The following is a 21,032-nucleotide window of genomic DNA, read 5'->3' as shown; positions in this document are numbered from 1 at the left end:
TTGCACTAGAAAGAAACTCATCGGAAAATGGCTGAATGGTATAAAATCAACAATGCGGAAGAGCTGGACTCCCCTGCCCTCCTGGTTTATCATGACAGGATATCGGATAATATTCGCCTTGCGAGGGAAATAAGCAAGGATAGTTCCTTGTTACGGCCCCATGTGAAAACGCATAAGATGCGGGAGATTGCAAAAATGATGCTGGAGGCCGGGATCCGGAAGTTCAAATGCGCCACTATTGCCGAAGCGGAAATGCTGGCAATGAGCGGCTGCGCAGATGTGCTGCTGGCTTATCAGCCGACAAAAGTGAAAGCCCTGCGGCTACTGGAACTTACCGCCGCATATCCCGAAGTACGGTTTTCCTGCCTGATTGATAACATCGAAACCGCAGGCATGCTATCCGGGGTATTTAAAGGGCAAGTCCTTGAAGTGTTTATTGACCTGAATACCGGCATGAACCGGACGGGTATTGCCCCGGAAAAAGCGGCCGCCCTGTTCCAGGAATGCCGGAAGCTGGAAAACATCCTGGTTGCCGGCCTTCATGCCTATGACGGCCATATTCGTGACACAGATCCCGGCAAACGTACCCAAAGAGCCGATGAAACGTTTCGTATTACGCAGGAAGCTCTTCAGTCCATGGACGGAGGCCCGCTGAAAGTCATTATGGGCGGCAGCCCGACCTTCCCGATTCATGCCCGGCGGAAAAACGTGGAAACAAGCCCGGGAACATTTGTTTTTTGGGATGAAGGGTACGGCAAGGCACTTCCCGATATGCCTTTTACCTGCGCAGCTGTGTTGCTTTCACGGGTCGTTTCAATAATTGATGAGCAGACCCTTTGCCTCGACCTGGGCCATAAATCGGTTGCCGCCGAAAATCCTTTGCAGCAGCGAGTGCGTTTTCTTAACGCGCCTGAAGCGGAAATGCTCAGTCAAAGCGAGGAACACCTCGTAGTCCGGGTTCCCCGGGGAGAACCACACCGTATCGGAGACCTTTGGTACGGCATTCCCTACCATATTTGCCCCACCGTGGCGCTCTACGAAACCGCACATGTGGTTAAAGACCGGCGGCTCACAGAAGAATGGGAGATCCTGGCGCGGAAACGGAAAATCCGCACCTGAAAATTAGCAGGCGCTGCTTTGTCTTGCGGCAATCTTTAAATAAAATTCAGGACCTGCTCGCCCATTGCTTCTGTTCCAAGGATCTTTTCGGCGGGAGTGCCGGCATCTGCAATATCCGATGAACGGAAGCCAGCCTTCAGCAGCTTATCAACTGCGCTGATAACCAGTTCGGATTCTTCTTTCATTCCGAAAGAAATGTCCAGCAATAAGGCGGCGGAAAGTACCGAGGCCAGGGGATTAGCAATTCCTTTCCCTGTAATATCATGTGCCGAGCCGTGAATAGGTTCGTAAACGCCAGTACCGTCGCCGATGGAGGCCGAAGCCAGCATGCCCATAGAACCGGCAATTTGCGAAGCTTCGTCCGTAAGGATATCGCCGAAAAGATTGGCGGTCACCACCACGTCAAAACGCTTAGGATCCTTTATCAGCAGCATCGCCGTTGCATCAACAAACTGGTATTCCACTTCTACATCCGGGTATTCCGGGGCTATTTTCTGCACCACTTCCCTCCACAGCCTGGAAGTTTCCAACACATTTGCCTTGTCTACTGAGCATAGTTTTTTCCTTCTCGTCCGGGCGGAGTCAAATGCCTTGCGGGCAATGCGTTCCACTTCAAAGCGGCTGTATTCGGCCAGGTCATAGGCGGTGTCGCCATTGTTCTTCCTTCCCTTTTCCCCGAAATAAATATCGCCGGTGAGTTCCCGGAAAAATAAAATATCGGCTCCGCGAAGTATGTCTTCCTTAATGCTGGACGCGCCCAGCAGCTCGTCAAACAATTTAATAGGCCGAAGATTGGCATACAAACCCAGTTCCTTGCGCATTTTTAGCAATCCCTGTTCCGGACGCACTTTTGCCGAAGGGTCATTATCGTATTTCGGGTGCCCTACCGCGCCGAAAAGGACAGCGTCTGAGTTCTTCATCTTTGCCAGCGTTTCATCCGGCAGCGGATTGCCGGTAGCTTCGATAGCCGCATGGCCCACCAGCGCTTCATCATAAGTAAACGTATGCCCGAATTTACCGGCTATCTTATCCAATACTTTTTTGCCTACTGCAGTTACTTCCTGTCCTATTCCATCACCTGGAACAACTAAAATCTGTTTGCTTGCCATGATTTATTATAGATTCAACATTTTCTGGGTTGCCTTGATGGCGGAAACCGTCTGGTCGCTGTCAAGCCCCCTGGTCTTAAATTCTTTCTTATTGTACTTCCAGGTAATGATCGTTTCACAAAGCGCATCGCTTTTTCCGCCAGGCGGAATATGCACGCTGTAATCGGTAAGGGCCGGTAATTCCTGTTTCCTTTTCCGGTACACCTTTTTCAGGGCGTTCATAAAGGCGTCGTACTGGCCGTCTCCCTGTGCGCTTTCTTCATACAGCTCGCCTTCTACCCGTATCTTCAGCGTAACGGAAGGCTTCAGGTCCCGGGAATGGGTAAGTACATAGTTCTCTATCTTTACTTTTTCCCCGATGGTTTTACTGTCAAGAATATCGGAAATAATAAAGGGAAGATCGGCCTGGGTCACCGCTTCTTTACGGTCGCCCAGTTCAATGATCCGCTTTGTCACCTTTTTCAGGTCGGGTTCGGAAAGGTGAATGCCCAGCTGCAGCAGGTTGTTTTCGATATTGGCTTTGCCGCTGGTCTTCCCCAGCGCGTACACACGCTGACGCCCGAAACGTTCGGGCATGAGGTCGCTGAAATAAAGTTTATTTTTCTTATCGCCGTCGGCATGAATGCCGGCCGTTTGCGTAAACACGTTCTCCCCCACTACCGGCTTATTACCGGGTATGCGAAGCCCTGAAAAGGTTTCCACCAATTTGCTGGCCCGGTAGAGCGCCTTTTCGGCCACGGATGTCCTGACCGAAGGCACAAAATCATTCAGCACCGCAATGGCGCTGGCAAGCGGAGCATTGCCTGCCCTTTCTCCCATGCCGTTCACGGTCAGATGGATTCCCTTTACGCCCGCCTTTACCGCCTCCAGCACATTGGCCGTACCCAGGTCGTAATCATTATGCGCATGAAAATCAAAATGAATCGCAGGATAACGCTGAACTGTTTCGGTAATAAAAGCCGCTGCCTCTGATGGGATCAGCACTCCCAGCGTATCGGGAAGCATGACTCTTTTTACAGGCTCATGCTGCAGGAAATCCAGGTACTGAAAAACGTATTCCCTGGAATGGCGCATACCATTACTCCAGTCTTCCAGGTAAATATTGCATTCCAGGCCCTTTTTCCCGGCAAGGGCAATGACTGCGGCAACTTCTGCAAAATGCTGCTCCGGCTTTTTCTTCAGCTGGTGAGTCAGGTGATTAAGGGAACCCTTGGTAAGCAGGTTCATGACTTTCGCGCCTGCTTTCAGCATCCAGTCAACAGACACGTCCCCGTCCACAAAAGTGAGTACTTCCACCCGGTTCAGGAGATCGTTTGCCTTTGCCCATTTGGTGATTGCCTTTACGGCCGCCAGCTCCCCTTCCGACACACGCGCTGAGGCAATTTCAATCCGGTCTACCTTGAGTTCTGTCAGCAGCAGCCGTGCAATGGTCAGCTTTTCGGAGGGAGAAAAAGAAACCCCATTGGTTTGCTCTCCATCACGAAGAGTTGTGTCCATGATCTCAATGAAACGGGCAGCTGGCTTTGGCATAGTGGAAATGCTGTTAATACCGGCTCCTTTCGGCAAAAGCGCCGATATCGTCTTTCATTGCCTGCAGGTAGTCAATATCGTCAAAGCCATTCATCAGGTTATGCTTCTTATAACTGTTAATGTCAAATGACTCGCTGTCACCCGTTGCGGGAATGCGGATAACCTGCTCGGGGAGGGATACTTCCAGTTCCGTTTCCGGGTTGGCGATAATGGCCGAAAATAATTTATCTAAAAACTCTGGGCTTACCTGCACGGGTAAGATGCCCACGTTCAGGGAATTATTCTTAAATATATCGGCGAAAAAGCTCGAAACTACGCATCGGAAGCCGTAATCATAAACCGCCCAGGCGGCATGCTCGCGGCTGCTGCCGCTGCCGAAGTTCTTTCCGCCCACCAGTATTTTACCTGAATAGGTTGGGTCATTTAATACGAAATCCTTCCTGGGAGCCCCTTGGGCATCGTAGCGCCAGTCACGAAATAGATTATCTCCAAAGCCCTTCCGTTCCGTTGCCTTCAAAAACCGCGCAGGGATGATCTGGTCGGTATCCACGTTCTCGATGGGCATGGGCACCGCCCTGCTTTTCAACACGGTGAATTTATCGTAAGCCATTTTTGTATCCTTGATTATTCTGATCGTTTAATTACAAGCGCTTGTTACAAGCTCGCTACAAGCTCCTCTTCGGCCAGCAGTTCCCGCGGATCGGTCACTACACCCGTCACTGCAGCCGCAGCCGCTACCAGCGGGCTTGCCAGCATGGTCCTGGAACCAGGTCCCTGCCTCCCTTCAAAATTCCGGTTGCTGGTGCTGACCGCATATTTTCCGGCGGGGATCTTATCGTCGTTCATTGCCAGGCAGGCTGAACAACCCGGTTGGCGTAATTCAAAGCCTGCTTCGATGAGGATATCGTATATTCCTTCTTCCCTGATCTGCTTTTCAACGACATGCGATCCCGGAACGATCCAGGCCGTCACATGATCCGCCTTTTTGCGGCCCTTCACAATGGAAGCAAAGGAGCGGAAATCTTCAATGCGGCCGTTTGTACAGCTGCCTATAAACACATAATCCACTTTTTTTCCAAGCATTCCTTCCGCTTCCCGGAAGCCCATGTACTGCAGGGACTTTTCATAACTTGACTTGCCTCCGCCTGCTTCTCCGGCCGTAGGAATATGCTGCGTAATGCCCATCCCCATCCCCGGATTGGTTCCGTAGGTGATCATCGGCTCAATATCCGCGGCGTCAAAGTAGTGTTCCAGGTCAAAAGCCGCCCCTTCGTCGGATTTAAGGGTCTTCCAATAACTGAGCGCCTGCTCCCATGCTTCGCCGGAGGGCGCCTGCTCCCTGTCCCTGATATAGGCAAACGTAGTTTCGTCCGGCGCTACCATGCCCCCGCGGGCTCCCATTTCAATGCTCATGTTGCAGACCGTCATTCGGCCTTCCATGCTCATGTTGCGAAAAACTTCACCGGCATATTCCACAAAATAACCGGTAGCTCCCGCAGCCGTTAGCTTCGATATAATATAAAGCGCTACGTCTTTCGGCGTAATGCCGCGACCCAGCCGCCCGTTCACGTTAATGCGCATCTTCTTCGGCTTAGGCTGCATGATGCATTGCGAAGAAAGTACCATTTCCACTTCGGAAGTCCCGATGCCAAAGGCAATAGCGCCAAATGCGCCGTGCGTGGATGTATGGGAATCCCCGCAGACAATGGTCATGCCCGGAAGCGTGATCCCGTTTTCAGGGCCTACCACGTGAACGATCCCGTTCTTGGGATTTCCCAGCCCCCAATGCGAAATGCCGTGCAGGGCTGTGTTTACTTCCAGGGCCTGCAGCTGTTTAGCAGAAAGCGGGTCTTCCACCGGCAAATGCTGGTTAATAGTGGGTGTATTATGGTCGGCGGTGGCAAATGTCTTTTGCGGGAACATGACCTTCAAACCGCGGTTAGCCAGCCCCAGGAAAGCCACAGGGCTGGTTACTTCATGAATAAAATGACGGTCTATGAATAAAATATCAGGTCCATCTTCAATTTTCCTGACAACGTGTGAATCCCAAACTTTGTCGAATAACGTAGCGGGTATTGTACTCATTTCAATTCCTGTAATTTTAGATACCCGCAAAATTACATTTTTTCTGCCAATTTTAACGGAACCAGCTCTTGATCTTTCTTACCACAGCTGATTCCCGCCGGCTTTGCCTGGGAGCCCCCAGCAGGTAGGCGTAGGGTTCCAGCGCATCCACATTATCGAAAACGATCTTCACCATCCCCAGCACGGGAATTGAAAGAATAAGACCGGGAATTCCCCAAACTATTTCTCCCAGAACGGCAATAATTATAATAAAGAGCGGATGTATATTTACCTGGTAGCCAAGCACGAGCGGCTCGAATATATACGTATCTATAAGCTGGGTGATCCCGAATACAAGCATCACTCCCAGGATGATCCGGATATCGCCTCCCTGGACAAAGACCATTAGCATAGGCAGTATCATCCCGAATAAGTTACCTACCCAGGGGACAATGCTGAGCAGGGCCGCCAGTACGGAAAAGAAGAGCGCGTTCCTCACTCCCACCACGGACAGCCCTACCAAATAAAAAACGGTGAGGACGATCATCAGGATACCCCTTCCCAGCAGGTAATGCTGCGCTACCTGGCTGGAGCGGCTGATCACATCATGTACCCGTTCTTTATTTTCGCCCCTTACCAGCTTTAAAACAAATTTTTTAAGCCGCGTCCGGTAATAGATGAAAAGAAAGAGATAGATTATAACCAGGAAACCGTTCATAATTACCTTCGTGAGAGAACCTATTAACCCTGCAACCAGGGTGCTGGGACTATTATCACCGGAAGTTTGTTCCTTGATCATCTTTTCCTGGCTCTCGTAGGAAATGCCTACTTTTTGCTCAATGAACCGCTGGGCTTCGTCAAGCTGCCTGTTCACCTGGGTTTCGATTACCGCCATATCTTTGCTGAAACTCGCTACCTGGGATGACAGCAGCGCAATTAACCCCGAGAAGATCGCCACCAGCAACAGTAAACAGACAAGCGCAGACAAGGCTCTGTGCAGCCCCAGGTTTTCAAGGCGTTTGCTAAGGGGGATCATGACCATCGCGAAAATGGCGCCGAAGGAAATAGGCACAAGGAAACTCCGGGCAAAATACAAACCTGCGAACACCAGGAAAAACAGCAGTAAAATGAGATTGATCTTAACAAGGGGATGCAGCTTCATGCGGGTAAGGTTCCTTTGACTATCGTTATCAACTATCGTTATCAAAGAAAAGATACTGCCAGAACCGCTGCGAGGCGCCCGTTTCATGTCAACGACATAACTCTGCTACGGCTGATCGCTAATAGCAGCTCCTTACTGAGCAAAGCATTCCTCGAAAAGGGATTTGCTTCTACGGTAAACGAACAATGCATAGCCGGGGAGGCAGGCAGCGGGTTCGCAGAGCCGCTATGGCATCATTATGGGGCCTGATTATAGAAAAACATGATATGAGAGCAATCTGGTCGGGTTCCATTGGCTTCGGGCTGGTGAATATTCCTGTAAAATTGTTCAGCGCCTCGCAGTCCAGCAGGCTGGATCTGGATATGCTTGACCGGCGCGACCATTCCCGGATAAAATACCAACGCATCAATGAAAATACCGGCAAAGTGGTAGACTGGGACGATATTGTCAAAGGTTACGAGCTGGATGATGAATATATTATACTCGAAGAAGACGACTTTGAAGAAGCAAGCCCTGAAAAAACCAGGCTGATAAATATCCAGGATTTCGTAAAGGAAAGCGAAATAGACAGCATGTACTTTGAAGCGCCCTACTACGTGGAGCCGGATAAAGGAGGGCAGAAACCATACAGCTTACTGCTGAAGGCCCTGGAAAAGAGCGGGAAGGCAGGGATCGCGACCTTCGTGATGCGCAGTTCCGAAAGCTTGGCGGTGCTTCGTCCTAAAGGCAATGTGCTGGTGCTGAACAAGCTTCGCTTTGAAGAAGAGCTTCGTTCAAGCGAAGACCTGAATGTGCCGGAAAAAATTAAGATAGGCAAGGAGGAAATGGAGATGGCCATGGAACTGATAGACCGCTACACCGCCAAATTTGATATCCGGAAATTCAAGGACGAGTACTCACATGACCTGATGAAGATCATCAAGGCAAAAGCCAAGGGTAAACGGCCTACCGTCCGGAAACTAAAAGTTCCGAAAACCAAGTCCGACGACCTGCTGAAACAGTTGAAAGCCAGTCTTAAATCGAACAAAAAGGCTTCCTGAACATGAGTTTAACAACCTATAGAAAGAAAAGGAGTTTTAAGGACAGTCCTGAACCCAAACCAAAACGCGAAGGCAAAAATGCGCGAAAGGAGGACAAAAAGCTCCGGTTCGTAGTGCAGCGCCATCATGCTTCCCGCTTGCATTATGATTTCCGGCTGGAAATGGAGGGTGTCCTGAAAAGCTGGGCAGTACCTAAGGGCCCTTCGCTGAACCCTTCCGACAAACGCCTGGCCATGATGGTGGAAGACCATCCTTATGACTATAAGGACTTTGAGGGGATCATCCCTGAAGGGAATTACGGGGCAGGCGTTGTGTACAAATGGGACGAAGGCTTTTATGAGCCGCTTGACAAAAGCGCCAACCCGGAAAAGGAACTGCTAAAGGAATTAAGATCCGGCAGCCTCAAGTTTTTATTGAAAGGGAAAAAGTTAAAAGGGGAATTTGCCCTGGTGAAGATGAAGGGTGCGGAAGACAATTCCTGGCTCCTCATTAAACATAAAGACAAATTTTCAACAGAAACACCTTACAATAGCGAAGACCAGGTTCCCGCCGCAATAAAGGAGAAAAAAAATAACCGAAAAAAAAGCGGCGCATCCCGGCGCCCGGCAGGTGAAGAGACAAAACGCACCGCAGCCAGGGCTTCCGCCGCAGATTTCATCAAACCTATGCTGGCCACGCTCATAGGCAAACCCTTCAGCAGGGAAGGCTGGTTGTTTGAAAACAAATGGGACGGTTACCGCGCCATCGCCGAAGTTAGCAGCGGCGCCGTCCGGCTCTATTCACGGAGCGGCAAATCATTTAATAAAGATTATGAACCTATAGCCGGTATCCTGTCGGAAATTGAACACGACCTGGTGCTTGACGGCGAGATCGTGGCCCTCAACAAGCAGGGAAAACCCGAATTCCAGCTATTACAGAACTATAAAAAAAGCGCCAAAGGCACCCTCGTTTATTATGTTTTTGACCTCCTGGAATTCAAAGGATATGATCTTAAAAGCATGGAGCTTTTCCAGCGCAAAGAGTTGCTAAATGAATTATTTAACTCTTTGGGGGAATTAAGATCTGCCGGAACAAAAGACGCCCGGGTTCAAAATACGGAGTATGTAATTAATGAAGGAGAGAAGTATTTTAAGAAGATCCTCAGGGAAAAAGGCGAAGGTTTGCTGGCAAAGTCAGGCAGCAGCAGCTACCAGCCCGGCCGCAGGAGTGATCAATGGCTGAAAATAAAAACCCATCAGCGGCAGGAAGCGATTATAGCAGGTTTCACGGATCCCAGGGAAAGCCGCAAAAAATTTGGCGCGCTGATACTTGCCGTTAATGAAAACGGGAAGCTGAAGTACATCGGCCACACAGGCGGAGGGTTTAACCAGGAATCACTCAATGACGTCTATGAAAAAATGCGGCCGCTCATACAAGACAAAAGCCCTTTTGATAAAAAGCCAAAAACCAACGCGCCGGTTACCTGGCTAAAGCCCGAACTGGTTTGCGAAGTAAAATTTGCCGAATGGACCAATGGAGGGCATATGCGCCAGCCTATTTTTATCGCCCTGAGAGAAGATAAAGCAGCGGACATGATCGTTCATGAAAAACCTGTTGACCCTGAGGATGCGAGCGCAAACAAGGGCGCAGGGAAAGCGGAAAACGCGAATGAGGGTATAGCAAGGAAAGCGCGTAAAGGGGCCTCTAAGAAAGCTAACGCAGTCAAAGGCGACAGTGCCGGTAAAGAAAGCAGCCCGGCCGGCGCCAAATCCGGCAAAAGTCTCCAGCTAAAGGCAGGGAACCGGAATATTACCATAAGTAATCCCGGCAAATTATACTGGCCCCGGGAAAAGATCAGCAAGGGGGATCTGGTGGCTTATTACCAGGAGATGTCCGGCTACCTGCTGCCTTACCTGAAGGACCGCCCCCAGTCGCTGCACCGGCACCCTGACGGGATTACCAAGGCAGGATTTTTCCAAAAGGACTTTGATCTGAAAAACGCGCCGGAGTGGATAAAAACCGTTCCCATTCATTCGGAATCGAATAATAAGGAAATCGACTACCTGGTTTGTAATAACGAAGCCACCCTTCTATATATGGCCAACCTGGGATGCATCGAAATCAATCCCTGGCTTTCGAGGTCTCCCCGCATCGATTTTCCCGATTATATAGCTATTGATCTGGACCCGGAAAAAATTTCCTTTTCAGCCGTAATTGAAGCGGCACTGGCGGTAAAGGAAGTATTGGATAACCTTGAACTGGGCGGCTTTTGTAAAACTTCCGGCGCAACCGGCCTGCATATTTACATTCCCCTTACCCGGCGCTATAATTTTGAAGTAACACGGATCGCAGCACAGTTCATTGCCCAGAAAGCGCATGAATTACTGCCTGCTATCACCAGCCTGGTCCGCAGCCCTTCCAAGAGGCAAAAAAAGATCTATCTCGACTACCTGCAGAACACCCGCGGCCAAACCCTGGCGGCACCCTATTCCGCAAGGCCCCGCCCGCAGGCCACGGTATCTGCCCCCCTAAATTGGGCGGAAGTCAACGAAAAACTAAACCCGGGCGACTTTACCATCCATACAATCGGAAATCGGGTAAAGCAACTGGGAGACCTTTGGGAAGCAACCGGAAAAACCAAAAACTCGCTAAGTAATATTTTAAAAGCAAGTAAATCATGAAAATCACAGGAATCAGTTTAGCTATCGTCCTTTCCATGACGATGTATGCCTGCCAGAATCCTTCCGGGGAGAACTCAAATGATCCTTCGGAAACGAACGAACTCAATGAAAAAGAAAGGCTTGACGAACCCCAGGTAAGGGATGGAATGCCTGAAACGCCCCTTAGGGATTCCATGGCCATTGACACCGCCGACACGACCGGAGCAGACGCCACCGGGGCTGATACCGCAGGTGAATGACGTTTGTTTGGGCTTAAAGTGATCGGTTTCCCGCAATCGCCAGATTCCCGGAAGTGGATTCAGGGAGCGAAAGCTGATCAGGAGAGCGAAAGCTGATCTACGGACCTATCGTTGATTCAGCTTTCCGCCGCTGGCGCCGGTTCCCCCGTTTGATTGAGGTTCCCGGGCGTTGATTCATGTTCAAAAGGCAGAAGCACGTAAAAGGAAGCTCCCTTTTTTTTGCCGGAACGGGCATAAATATGTCCCCTGTGATTGGCTACCGCTTTTGCACAAATGGTAAGGCCAATTCCCGTGCCTTTGTAGGTTTGCTTGTCATGCAAACGCTGGAAAATTTCGAATATCTTTTCGGCATGTTTCTGCTCAAAACCGATTCCATTATCCACGACAAGCAATTCAAAATAAGACAGGTGTTTATCCAGGGAAACATGCAGAGCCATTTCTTTCGCGGGCAGCTTGCGGATCTTGATCTCTATGACAGGCGCCACTCCTTCTCTTGAAAATTTAAGCGCATTCGACACCAGATTGGAAAATATCTGGTTTATCTGCAGGGGGTCCGCTTTTATCCAGGGAAGCGGATCAGCATTTATTACGGCCTGTTTTTCTTTTATCAACAGCTCAAAATCATCCAGCACATCGTGCAATACCTTATTAAGGTCCACAGGTTCCAGCGTGCCGCCCGGTTGATTCAATAAAGAAAAAGTAAGCAAGGAATTAATAAGCGTAGAGAGCCTGCGGGACGAGCTTACAATTTTCCCGAGATAAGCCCGGCCCTTTTCATCCATGGAGCCGGCGTGTTTATTATAAAGAATCTCGCCGTAGGTCTGTATTTTCCGTAATGGCTCCTGTAGATCATGGGAAGTCACAAAAGCAAACTGCTCCAGTTCCTTGTTGGAACGCTCAAGGTATTGATTTGCCTTGCTAAGCGCCTGAGTTCGTCTCTGAACGCGCATTTCAAGATCTTCAGCTAATTTCCGGTATTGCTCCTTTCCCACCCTCAGGACGTTTTCCGCCCGCTTTTGCACGGTAATATCCATTAGCATATTAAAAGCGCCGGCAATATTTCCTGATGAATCATAAATTGTTTCGGGATAAACTGCCACATTCCGCTTTACTCCATCCGGCCTTTCAATAATTATTTCCGTCCCCGGCTTGACTTTCTGACCCCGCAGTTTCATAGCCATAGGGCATTTTTCAAGCGGCATAAGCGTAAAGCCGTCGGCTTCGTATATTTTCCAGGAACCGCACCACATGTCCTTTCCTATTTCCGGCTTCCTGCCCCAGAGGGCGGCGGAAGCCTTGTTATAAAATGTAATGCGGCCTTCCCGGTCACAAGTATAAACAGCCCCTGGCATTCCCTGGACAAGCTGGCGGTAACTACTTTCAATTTCTACCGCCTTTTCCGGATTCACCGGGATTCCCATTCTTACTGCCATAGAATATTAGTGGACTTATCTCAAATCAGGATAAAAACAAATCTACCAGTTTTATCCGGTTATTTTACAGTTTTCTACATTTCTTTCGTAATTTTAACTATTATTATGAAGGGTACTAGATTTTTAATCGTCGACGACGATACGGAAGACCAGGAACTGTTCATTGACGCCGTTAAAGAAGTCGATCCCACCATTGAATGCGTAAGTGTTTACAACGGCGAGGAAGCATTGGATTTTTTGAAAAAGGATCCTTCAGTTCTTCCTGATTATATTTTCATGGATCTGAATATGCCCGTACTCAACGGCATCCAGTGCCTGGCGGAAATAAAGAAAACACAAACCCTGCATCACATTCCTGTATGCATTTATACCACCAGTAACTGGTCCAAAAACGAAGAAGAAACCCGCAAACTGGGCGCTAACCATTTTTTTACGAAACCCGTCCGTTTTAACGAGATCTGCAAATACATATCTACCATCCTGAATAGCTTTCCCGTTTCCAGGAGCTAGTCTTGCGATCTGAATTCGTACATAGAACAATAGTCACCAGGTGTTTGCCCGATGTAACGGCAGCGATTTATTTACCCGCCTGTAGCCCCCCTGCCCCGTTTCTATAGACTCTGATCCAGCCATACTTTCTCCAGCCTGTTTTAATCATTATCCGGCGCTGGAATAGTAATTGTTTTCTTTAAAGGGAATCAACAAAAAAAGTCATGGATAATCTAGAATTAAAAGGCAAATGGAACCAGGCCAAAGGAAAACTGAAACAATCCTACGGTTCCCTGACAGACGATGATCTGAAATACGAAGAAGGAAAAGAAGACGAATTGATTGGAAAGCTGCAGGACAAACTGGGCAAATCCAGAGATGAAGTCAGAAAAATCCTCCGGGATATTTAAATTGCCCGGATAATTTACCCCCGGGGCGGTTACATGCAGGCCATCCCGGGTTTTTTAAAATTCCCAAAGTATCTGAAACAAAACAATACAATCATGGCAAAGTATTCTGAAAAAACCCAGGAACTGGTTGAAGAAACCATGAAAAGAATGAAAGAAGGAAAGCTAAAAAGCAGCAGCGGCGACAAAGTCACCGACAGGGACCAGGCCATTGCCATTGCACTTTCCGAAGCCCGGGAAAAAGGGTACAAAGTACCTCCTGAAAAAAAGTGAATCCTTTCCGGAAACGAACTATCTCCAGCCTTTGCGATACTGGCGTTCCAGGAGCTGTTCCGCTTCGGGATGATTGGGAAACCGCATTTTAACTGGATCCCATTCAAGCAACTGTCCCGGAACGCGTATTGCTACCGTCCCCAGCAGGATAGCTTCTGTCATCGGGCCGCTCTGGGCAAAGTGCGACTCCGTCTTCTCTCCTCCCAGGCAAGCATCTACAAAATGATGATAATGATTCCGTGTCGCTAAAGCAGGGTGCGGATACGTCGCAAACTTACTTTCAGGCAGCAACACCGGCATTCCGCCATGAGGGATCAGCAAAGCGCCTTCCGTACCAATCAACATGGCCGACTCCGCCGGATAATTTTCTACCGAAAAAAGCGCCCTGACCTTTTCCGGCGGATAAAATTCCCCATCGAACCATTCAATTGTCAATTCATCCGATTCCGTCATCTCATTTCCCGGGAAAACCCAGGTTATATGATCACCCTGCGGCCAGGTATCGCTATTTCGCTCAGGTGAATTTTTCCAGGATTCCTGCACTTCGGCAATAACAGTTTTCGGCGCCTTCAAGCCCAGTCCCTTCCAAACAGCATCAAAAATATGGCAGCCGATATCGCCCGACCAGCCCGTCCCGAAATCCTGCCAGCTCCGCCATATTGCCGGATGGTAGATGGTTGGAGCATACGGCCGTTCGGGAGCCGTTCCCAACCATAAATCCCAGTTCAAATTCGCCGGCGGTTCCTGTCCCTGTTCAGGCCGCGGCCCTTCCAGGCGATAAGTTTTGATCGCCCCCGGCCGATTGGAACACAGATAAATATGCTTAACTTTTCCTATTGGCTGTTCTTTAATCCACTGCACTCCGGTACGGTCGCCGTCCGAGGAAGCCACCTGCGTTCCCAGCTGAGTGATCACACCCGCCTTCACCGCCGCCTCCGTAAGCACCCGTACCTCCTTTACATCATGACACATCGGCTTCTGACAATATACATGCTTCCGCCTCCTGATCGCCTCCCTTGCAATAACAAAATGATTATGATCCGGCACAGTCACATTCACCGAATCGATATTCTTCCGTTCCTCCTTCAGTAATTCCCGCCAGTCCGTATAAGTACGCGCTCCCGGAACCATCTCTGCAGCCGTTTTCAGGTGATTTTCGTCCACATCACATAAAGCCACGATCTCCACCCCCGCATGGGCCATGAACTGTTTCAGATCGTGCGCCCCCATTCCACCAACTCCTATACAAGCGTGTCTGAGTTTCCCGCCCGGGCCCGGAAAAGGTCCCGCCATACCGGGAGAATTTCGCAATAATAAAGGCACAGTAGCGGCCGCGACCGCCCCTTTCAAAATAAATTCGCGCCGAGATACGGATGAATGAAGTTTTTTCATAAAAATTGGTAAAATCCGGTTAGTCTTTTCAAAGGGAAATATAGGCAAAAACCAGCACAAAACGCCACAAGAAAATTTTAAAAAAACTGACATATATGTCATTGCATGGCAATATAAAATACAGTTACCTTTGACGAAGTCATAGATAGTAGACCAAACAAGCCAAAACAACACAGTAAAAAGGCAAGTAGCGAAAGAACTGCGAGTATAGGGGATCCTTTTTCCAAAGCCCCAATCAATTCTTCTTAATTAAAATCCATATGGAGAAAACTTTACTTTTCACCTTCATGCGTTCACACGTAATTATGCCCAACCCGGGACACATCCGGATGAGCCAATTTCTTTTCATCTAGCACAAGCGCCGAACATCCCAATCCTTCCCAAACGATTAGCATGATGCGCATAGTGTGGCCGGTGATCACGGGCCTGCTTTTGTTAGCGGGAGTGGATTGTTATGCGCAGCAGCCAATGGAGCGGGTGTATGCGGATGATCAAACATTTACTGCAACTCCAGTAGTAGCTTATGTTGTCGATCCGGAGAAATCTGTAGATAACGACGTTACTAGCCATTCCACATTAAATACCATTATAGGTCTTCTCGGCCTTGTGGGAAGTGCATCTCAGAATCTGACATTTACTGGCCCCAGTTTACCAGCTCCCAATACGCCTATTACGGTAAAAATTGGTTTCGGTTCTTCAGTCCTAGATTTGTTGGGAGGCGTTACTGTACAAGCCACATTAAATGGCAGTCCAGTAGGAACCGCCTATTCCGGTAGTGCCTTATTAGGCCTTTTGGGAGGTTCCAACCAATCCGAGGTAACTTTTACACCCGGCACAAATTACAATGGTGTTCGCGTATCAGTAAAGCCCACCCTCGGATTAGGAGTATCAGTCCAGGTCTTCCATGCTTATTTTATGCAGCCGGTCCCGGGACCAGTTATCTGTAATGAAGTAGTGGATGTATTATATGGCGTTGGTACCTATGGAGTAAATGCGGCGGGAGCGACTGCCACAGTATCTGATGAGTGGAATTCAGTTGATCAAAATCTCGACACCTATTCTACGATGACTATAGGCGTTCAGGCTCTAGCATATGTTCATCAAACTGTTGTCTATAATAATCCTTCGAAATTAGGCGATTCCATCCGAGTGGTACTCTCTGATCCCGGAGGACTACTGGAATTGGAATTACTAACGAATTTCCAAATTCAAGCCTATTTAGGCAATCAAGAGGTTGGTCCTTTAATTGACGGAAGTAGTGACCTCCTTGATATTGACCTGCTTGGGTTATTAGGTACTCCCGGTACTAAAGTAATTGCCTCCTATGCTCCTCCTGGGGTACAATTTGACCGAATACAAATCCGCTTGGAAAGCGTAGTTGGATTATTGGACGGTATCCGAGTACATCAAATTGAACGCGTAGCCCCGAAACCAATCATAGCTGGATTTACTGATAATATTCTTACCATTTGTGAAGGCGAGCCAGTAACTCTTACGATCATTAATCCTGAAGCAAACGCTATTTATCGCTGGTTCGATGCAGCGGAAAATGGCACCGAAATTACTAGCGGCGTTTCTGCAGACGGAACTTTATTTACGCCGGCCGGACTTACTGTGGGATCACACGAGTTCTATGTTTCAGTTACTCGCGAGGGTTGTAACGATGAAGCTTCAGAACGGACAAAAATAACAGTTATCGTAATAGAAGGTGCTTCTGCTGCTGATATCGATGTTGTCACTAATGATCCCTTCTGTTTAAGAGAAGATGTAGTATTAACTCCAAGCAGCCCTACCATTACTGATCCTGTATTTAAATGGTACCACGATCAAAATAAAACTCAGCCCATAACAAATGCCCCGGATGGTACTATCAATTACCAGATCGAACAAGACGGTACCTTAACTATTACGGGATTAGCCGTGGGAACCTATGAGTATTACGTTAGTGTAAGCAATCTGGATCAATGCGAGAATGTTGCTGGCACATTAAAAAAAGTTGTTGTTACTGTCGATGCTCTACCTGCGCCGCCAGTTATCACGCTGACACCATAGCAAAATAGAGATTAATAATTATAAACAATTCAAAAAACAAAACACAAATAAAATGAAGGGACAATTTACATTTCTAAAAATGAGCCTGGTGGGCTTGTTTTTATTGGGAGGGTTTGCAGCTTCGTCTCAAACTATTTCCACTTTAGCAGACTTCCCAACCGCTGACGGTATGGCCGGAGCTGATGCGCTAAATGTTAAAAAGGTTTACTGTCTAAATGACGGAGTTACGATTCCGGCGGGCAGTATAAATGGCGGAACAAGCACAGGGTTAACCTACAATTGGTTTAGGATCGATGGTAATGATCATACACAAGCCGCAGCCACCCTTTCCACCACTACTGATGGAGAGGACTTTGTCGACAATTCCATTACAACGCCAGGTTATTACATTTATCGTGTATCTGCAGAAAACGCAGAAACCTGCGAATCCGCAGTTACCGAATTCATGGTTTACGTACTTCCCAATATTACTCCGACAATTGCATTAACAGGCAATGATTCATACTGCGTGGGTACCAGTGCTGGGGCTACCCTCGATGCTTCTGCCGTATCAAACCCGACGGTTACCGAAGTATTTGCTTATACATTTGAATGGTATAAAACGGGTGAGACAGCCCCGATTGCAACAGGCGCCCAGCTTACATTCGCAGCTGGAGCAGCTTACGGTGGTGAATACACAGTTAAAGCAAAATATGAGATCGCGCCTACTTGTGCTGAGGGCACTTCAGCCGGCTTAACCATTACAGAAACTGCTTTACCGACTGCGCCAATTATCACTTTCTAATTAAAAACAATCCCTTTATCCCCCATGTTCACCCCCACCCCCTACCTCCGTTTACTGCTGCTGAAGGGCATTTTGCTCTTCGGGCGGGTAGCGTACGCGCAGGAGGCGGGGGTGTCCGGTGGCGGAAATGGCGGAAGTAGCGGGCGTGCTGAAAGCGCGGCAATCCGCGGAAGCTCCGCACCTACAGCAGGCCTGGCTGCGGCGGCCACACAAGAGGTACGGATCCCTAAGGGAGCATCGGTTACCTTGCGGGCCGGCTCGCAGGGGGCGAGTTCTTACATGTGGTTTAAGGACGGGGAGGCAATTTCGGGAGCTTCGCAGGCGGAATATGCGGCTGGTGAAGATGGAGTTTATACGGTGCTTGCTTATAATGCGGAAGGATGTTCTTCGGACATGTCGGAAGGGGTGCAGGTAATCGTGGAAGAGTCGACCATTGCAGCTGATCTGCGGATACTCAAAAAGTCGGAGGACCGGCAAGTGGTGGTAAACCAGACTTTTGATTACTGGCTGACGGTAAGTAATAATGGGGCTGGGGAAGCTTCGTCTGTTTTTGTAACGGATATTCTTCCTCAGGAGCTGGAATTTGAGCAGCTGGACCTGCCCGACCTTGGAGCGGCAGATTATGAAACGGCTACCCATACGGTTATCTGGAAAATTGACGCCCTGGAAGAAGGCGCTACTGCCTCGCTGAAGATCAGGGTGAAGGCCTTGCAGGCCGGATGGATAGAAAATACTGCTACCGTAGGTGGTTCGCAGGACGATCCTGATCCTTCAAATAACATTTCTATCGACCGGAAAAATGTGGCCGGCTTGTGGGTGCCGAATGTGGTCACCCCCAATGGGGACGGGAAAAATGACCGGCTTCAGATTCCGGGATTGGGAAATTTTGTGGAAAACGAATTGGTTATTCTCAATCGCTGGGGAAATCATGTATTCGAACAGAAAGGTTACCAGCATAACTGGACGGGCGAAGGACTCAACGAAGGCACCTATTACTACTTGCTGAAGGTCAAGACCGCCGGAGGCAGCTGGCAGGCTTTCAAAGGATACATTACCCTGTTGAGGGGCCGCGTTAACGCTGATTGATAAAAATGGATTGCAATGAAACGGAAAATCATTACCAGGGGAGCTTGCATACTTGTTCTTCTTGTGTCGGGCGGGTGCTGGAACAGGCTTCACGCGCAGCAGGATGCGCAGTTTAGCCAGTACATTTTTAATCATATTTATATTAATCCGGCTTATGCGGGCTACCGGGAGGAAACTACCATTCACGCATTTTTCCGGTCTCAGTGGACGGGTGTCCCCGGCGCGCCGCAAACGGCTTCGCTTGCATTTGACGGCACGCTAAATAACAAGCGCATAGGGCTGGCCCTGCAGGTGGCCGAAGACAAACTGGGCGCACAGCATAATCGCTCGGCTTACGGAAATTATTCTTACAAAATACAGACCGGGTATACTTCCAAGCTGGCATTCGGCCTGGGTGTCGGCTTTGTGCAGCTGGGCCTGGATGGAAAAAAAATGGATCCGCTTGACCAGGGAGACGTTTATATTCCCGAGAATATGCAAACCTCCATCATCTTTGATTCGCGGGCAGGCGTCCTTTTTTCAGATGAATACTTCTATGCCGGCTTTTCCGTAGACAACTTATTAGCCATGCATCTGGACGGGCATAAAGACCGCACCCTCCTCACCCCCACCCCCCAACCACATTATTATCTCACGGCCGGAGCCTTATTTCCTTTTTCGGACAAATTTGCCCTAAGGCCATCCTTTCTCCTGAAAGACGATCGCGGGGGACCTACCAGCCTTGACCTGAACCTGTTTGCACTACTGAACGAGCGGATATGGGTGGGCGCCTCCTACCGGACAGGCGTAGTCCTGTACGATAAAAGCTACCTTGAATACGACCCCAAAAAAACAAACGCGGTAGTTGGCCTTGCCGAATTTTTTATTTCTGATCAGATACGCGTGGGTTACGCCTATGACTATTCCCTCAATGCCCTTAAAAATTACAATTACGGAACCCACGAACTGTCCGTAAGCTACTACATTGACAACCAACGCTCCTATTCCGAAAGATGCTATAAATTCTGATTCCTTCTATCTTTGACACGATTGCTGGCAGTACAGACAATTTCCTTTTGAATTACTTTAGTTTTTATTAATTTAGCTAAGTAATTTTTAAGCTACCTGTTCAATCTTGGATAATGTGCCCTCATTAACCTATGGAAAATGGACAGACAACTACTTTTGTCATGCATTACGGCGACCTTAATTTGGAAATTTTTCCGGCCGGAAGCCCCACCGCTGTTCCGGTCGATTCTCGTATCATTGAAGACCAAAAAAGCGAATACATGGTCCTCGCTATGGATGAATACGGCGCACTCCATTTTCGGGTAACCGAACTGGCAAACTGCAGCATTTGGCATACCCGTTTCTATATTGAAAAAAGAATAAAGCTAAGGGTCACAGCTGACAAGCTTTGTACTTTCTTATGGGTCGCATGGAAGAACACCCTTCGCTATTCCATTAATAAAGCACCCGAGCAGCAGATCATCGGTGATTATTACAATCTCTGCCACCTCCCAAACATAGAATGGGAAATTAACTTCCGGAAACCTGGCGAACACGAAACCTTTAATGTATTATTTACCAACCCTGAGATGGATGAATGGAAAAACATGTATAATTCAACCGCTTTAACTGTATTCCTGGATAACATACAAAAGGGCAAACTGACTTTCTTAAATCCTTTTCATCGTCGCCTGACAACCGAGATGAGGCATATCGTTTCGGATCTTATCAGGGGCCCGGTTACACCTGTGAACAGACGTGATTATTACGAAAACAAGGTCACAGATCTGATTTTTCAGGTACTCCGGGATATGATCAAAAGCGAAACAGCACCAGACAAGTTTTCAGGCTCCAACACATTGCTCAACCCGTTGGAAATAGAACGAATTTACCAAATAAGAGATACCATCATTAAGCACCCCGAAAATGCCTACAGCCTGAATGAACTCAAGCAAACGGCGGGCATGAATAAAACCAAGCTCGAAGCGGGTTTCAAACAACTCTTCGGCACAACCGTTTTCGGCCTTATCCAGGAACAGCGGATGCAAATGGCCCTCAGTCTGCTGCAGAAGAACTATTCCGTGAAAGAAGTGGCAGCAAAGACCGGATACAAAAACTCATCAAATTTCACACAAGCCTTTACCAGGTATTTCGGGTATCCGCCCAGCCGCGCCGCGCGGGAATGACACTCCCGCTCAATAAGGC

General features: G+C 48.5%; 19 protein-coding genes. 12 read left to right on the top strand and 7 right to left on the bottom strand.

Going from position 1 to position 21,032, the window contains the following annotated elements:
• The first annotated feature begins 27 nt into the window (after positions 1-27).
• The gene (locus FRZ59_RS11590) at positions 28-1,119 is read left to right on the top strand and encodes a D-TA family PLP-dependent enzyme (protein ID WP_132129101.1); all 1,092 of its coding nucleotides are present in this window, start codon (positions 28-30) and stop codon (positions 1,117-1,119) included.
• 35 nt (positions 1,120-1,154) lie between these two features.
• On the opposite strand, the gene leuB is transcribed toward FRZ59_RS11590, so the two are convergent.
• The 5 genes from leuB to FRZ59_RS11565 all read right to left on the bottom strand — a co-directional run bounded on the left by leuB (position 1,155) and on the right by FRZ59_RS11565 (position 6,984).
• Complete coding sequence (gene leuB, locus FRZ59_RS11585; RefSeq protein WP_132129100.1) at positions 1,155-2,228, bottom strand: 3-isopropylmalate dehydrogenase; 1,074 nt, start codon at positions 2,226-2,228, stop codon at positions 1,155-1,157.
• A 6-nt stretch (positions 2,229-2,234) separates the two neighbouring features.
• The gene (locus FRZ59_RS11580) at positions 2,235-3,758 is read right to left on the bottom strand and encodes an alpha-isopropylmalate synthase regulatory domain-containing protein (protein WP_132129099.1); all 1,524 of its coding nucleotides are present in this window, start codon (positions 3,756-3,758) and stop codon (positions 2,235-2,237) included.
• 13 nt (positions 3,759-3,771) lie between these two features.
• Complete coding sequence (gene leuD / locus FRZ59_RS11575) at positions 3,772-4,368, bottom strand: 3-isopropylmalate dehydratase small subunit (protein ID WP_132129098.1); 597 nt, start codon at positions 4,366-4,368, stop codon at positions 3,772-3,774.
• Positions 4,369-4,412: 44 nt separating this feature from the next.
• Positions 4,413-5,834 carry a 3-isopropylmalate dehydratase large subunit gene (gene leuC / locus FRZ59_RS11570; protein WP_132129253.1) on the bottom strand — a complete coding sequence of 474 codons (1,422 nt, stop codon included), beginning with the start codon at positions 5,832-5,834 and terminating at the stop codon, positions 4,413-4,415.
• Between the two features lie 61 nt (positions 5,835-5,895).
• Positions 5,896-6,984, bottom strand: a complete 1,089-nt coding sequence (locus tag FRZ59_RS11565) for an AI-2E family transporter (RefSeq protein ID WP_158640619.1) — start codon at positions 6,982-6,984, stop codon at positions 5,896-5,898.
• 266 nt (positions 6,985-7,250) lie between these two features.
• Between FRZ59_RS11565 and ku the strand changes: the two genes are divergently transcribed.
• Genes ku through FRZ59_RS11550 form a run of 3 tightly spaced genes read left to right on the top strand, consistent with a single transcriptional unit; the run spans position 7,251 to position 10,923 of the window.
• Entirely contained in the window at positions 7,251-8,024 is a 774-nt protein-coding gene (gene ku / locus FRZ59_RS11560; RefSeq protein ID WP_132129096.1) for a non-homologous end joining protein Ku, read from the top strand.
• A gap of 2 nt (positions 8,025-8,026) precedes the next feature.
• On the top strand, positions 8,027-10,684 hold the full coding sequence (gene ligD, locus FRZ59_RS11555; protein ID WP_132129095.1) for a DNA ligase D: 2,658 nt from the start codon (positions 8,027-8,029) through the stop codon (positions 10,682-10,684).
• Positions 10,681-10,923, top strand: coding sequence for a hypothetical protein (locus tag FRZ59_RS11550; protein WP_132129094.1), 243 nt, complete (start codon positions 10,681-10,683; stop codon positions 10,921-10,923). Before ligD ends, FRZ59_RS11550 begins: the two co-directional genes overlap by 4 nt.
• Positions 10,924-11,039: 116 nt before the next feature.
• Here FRZ59_RS11550 and FRZ59_RS11545 read toward each other — a convergent pair whose 3' ends face one another.
• Positions 11,040-12,356, bottom strand: coding sequence for a sensor histidine kinase (locus FRZ59_RS11545; protein WP_132129093.1), 1,317 nt, complete (start codon positions 12,354-12,356; stop codon positions 11,040-11,042).
• Between the two features lie 105 nt (positions 12,357-12,461).
• Between FRZ59_RS11545 and FRZ59_RS11540 the strand changes: the two genes are divergently transcribed.
• From FRZ59_RS11540 to FRZ59_RS18610, 3 genes are all read left to right on the top strand, one after another.
• Positions 12,462-12,866, top strand: a complete 405-nt coding sequence (locus FRZ59_RS11540; RefSeq protein WP_132129092.1) for a response regulator — start codon at positions 12,462-12,464, stop codon at positions 12,864-12,866.
• Between the two features lie 203 nt (positions 12,867-13,069).
• The gene (locus tag FRZ59_RS11535) at positions 13,070-13,255 is read left to right on the top strand and encodes a CsbD family protein (RefSeq protein WP_132129091.1); all 186 of its coding nucleotides are present in this window, start codon (positions 13,070-13,072) and stop codon (positions 13,253-13,255) included.
• 93 nt (positions 13,256-13,348) lie between these two features.
• A complete protein-coding gene (locus FRZ59_RS18610; RefSeq protein WP_165922840.1) occupies positions 13,349-13,525 on the top strand; it encodes a DUF6496 domain-containing protein in 177 nt (58 codons plus the stop codon).
• Between the two features lie 18 nt (positions 13,526-13,543).
• On the opposite strand, the gene FRZ59_RS11530 is transcribed toward FRZ59_RS18610, so the two are convergent.
• Positions 13,544-14,818 carry a Gfo/Idh/MocA family protein gene (locus FRZ59_RS11530; protein WP_207910270.1) on the bottom strand — a complete coding sequence of 425 codons (1,275 nt, stop codon included), beginning with the start codon at positions 14,816-14,818 and terminating at the stop codon, positions 13,544-13,546.
• A gap of 492 nt (positions 14,819-15,310) precedes the next feature.
• Between FRZ59_RS11530 and FRZ59_RS11525 the strand changes: the two genes are divergently transcribed.
• From FRZ59_RS11525 to FRZ59_RS11505, 5 genes are all read left to right on the top strand, one after another.
• The gene (locus FRZ59_RS11525; protein ID WP_132129089.1) at positions 15,311-16,969 is read left to right on the top strand and encodes an immunoglobulin domain-containing protein; all 1,659 of its coding nucleotides are present in this window, start codon (positions 15,311-15,313) and stop codon (positions 16,967-16,969) included.
• A 52-nt stretch (positions 16,970-17,021) separates the two neighbouring features.
• Positions 17,022-17,753 (top strand): hypothetical protein, encoded by a 732-nt coding sequence (locus tag FRZ59_RS11520; RefSeq protein ID WP_132129088.1) that lies wholly within the window; start codon positions 17,022-17,024, stop codon positions 17,751-17,753.
• 24 nt (positions 17,754-17,777) lie between these two features.
• Positions 17,778-18,839, top strand: a complete 1,062-nt coding sequence (locus FRZ59_RS11515) for a T9SS type B sorting domain-containing protein (protein ID WP_132129087.1) — start codon at positions 17,778-17,780, stop codon at positions 18,837-18,839.
• Positions 18,840-18,854: 15 nt separating this feature from the next.
• Positions 18,855-19,847 carry a PorP/SprF family type IX secretion system membrane protein gene (locus FRZ59_RS11510; RefSeq protein ID WP_132129086.1) on the top strand — a complete coding sequence of 331 codons (993 nt, stop codon included), beginning with the start codon at positions 18,855-18,857 and terminating at the stop codon, positions 19,845-19,847.
• Positions 19,848-19,978: 131 nt separating this feature from the next.
• Positions 19,979-21,013 (top strand): AraC family transcriptional regulator, encoded by a 1,035-nt coding sequence (locus FRZ59_RS11505; protein ID WP_132129085.1) that lies wholly within the window; start codon positions 19,979-19,981, stop codon positions 21,011-21,013.
• Positions 21,014-21,032: the final 19 nt, after the last annotated feature.

Source organism: Anseongella ginsenosidimutans (genome assembly GCF_008033235.1).
Lineage (GTDB): Bacteria > Bacteroidota > Bacteroidia > Sphingobacteriales > Sphingobacteriaceae > Anseongella > Anseongella ginsenosidimutans.
The sequence above is the reverse complement of the archived record's forward strand: the minus strand, read 5'-3'. Positions and strand labels throughout refer to the sequence as shown.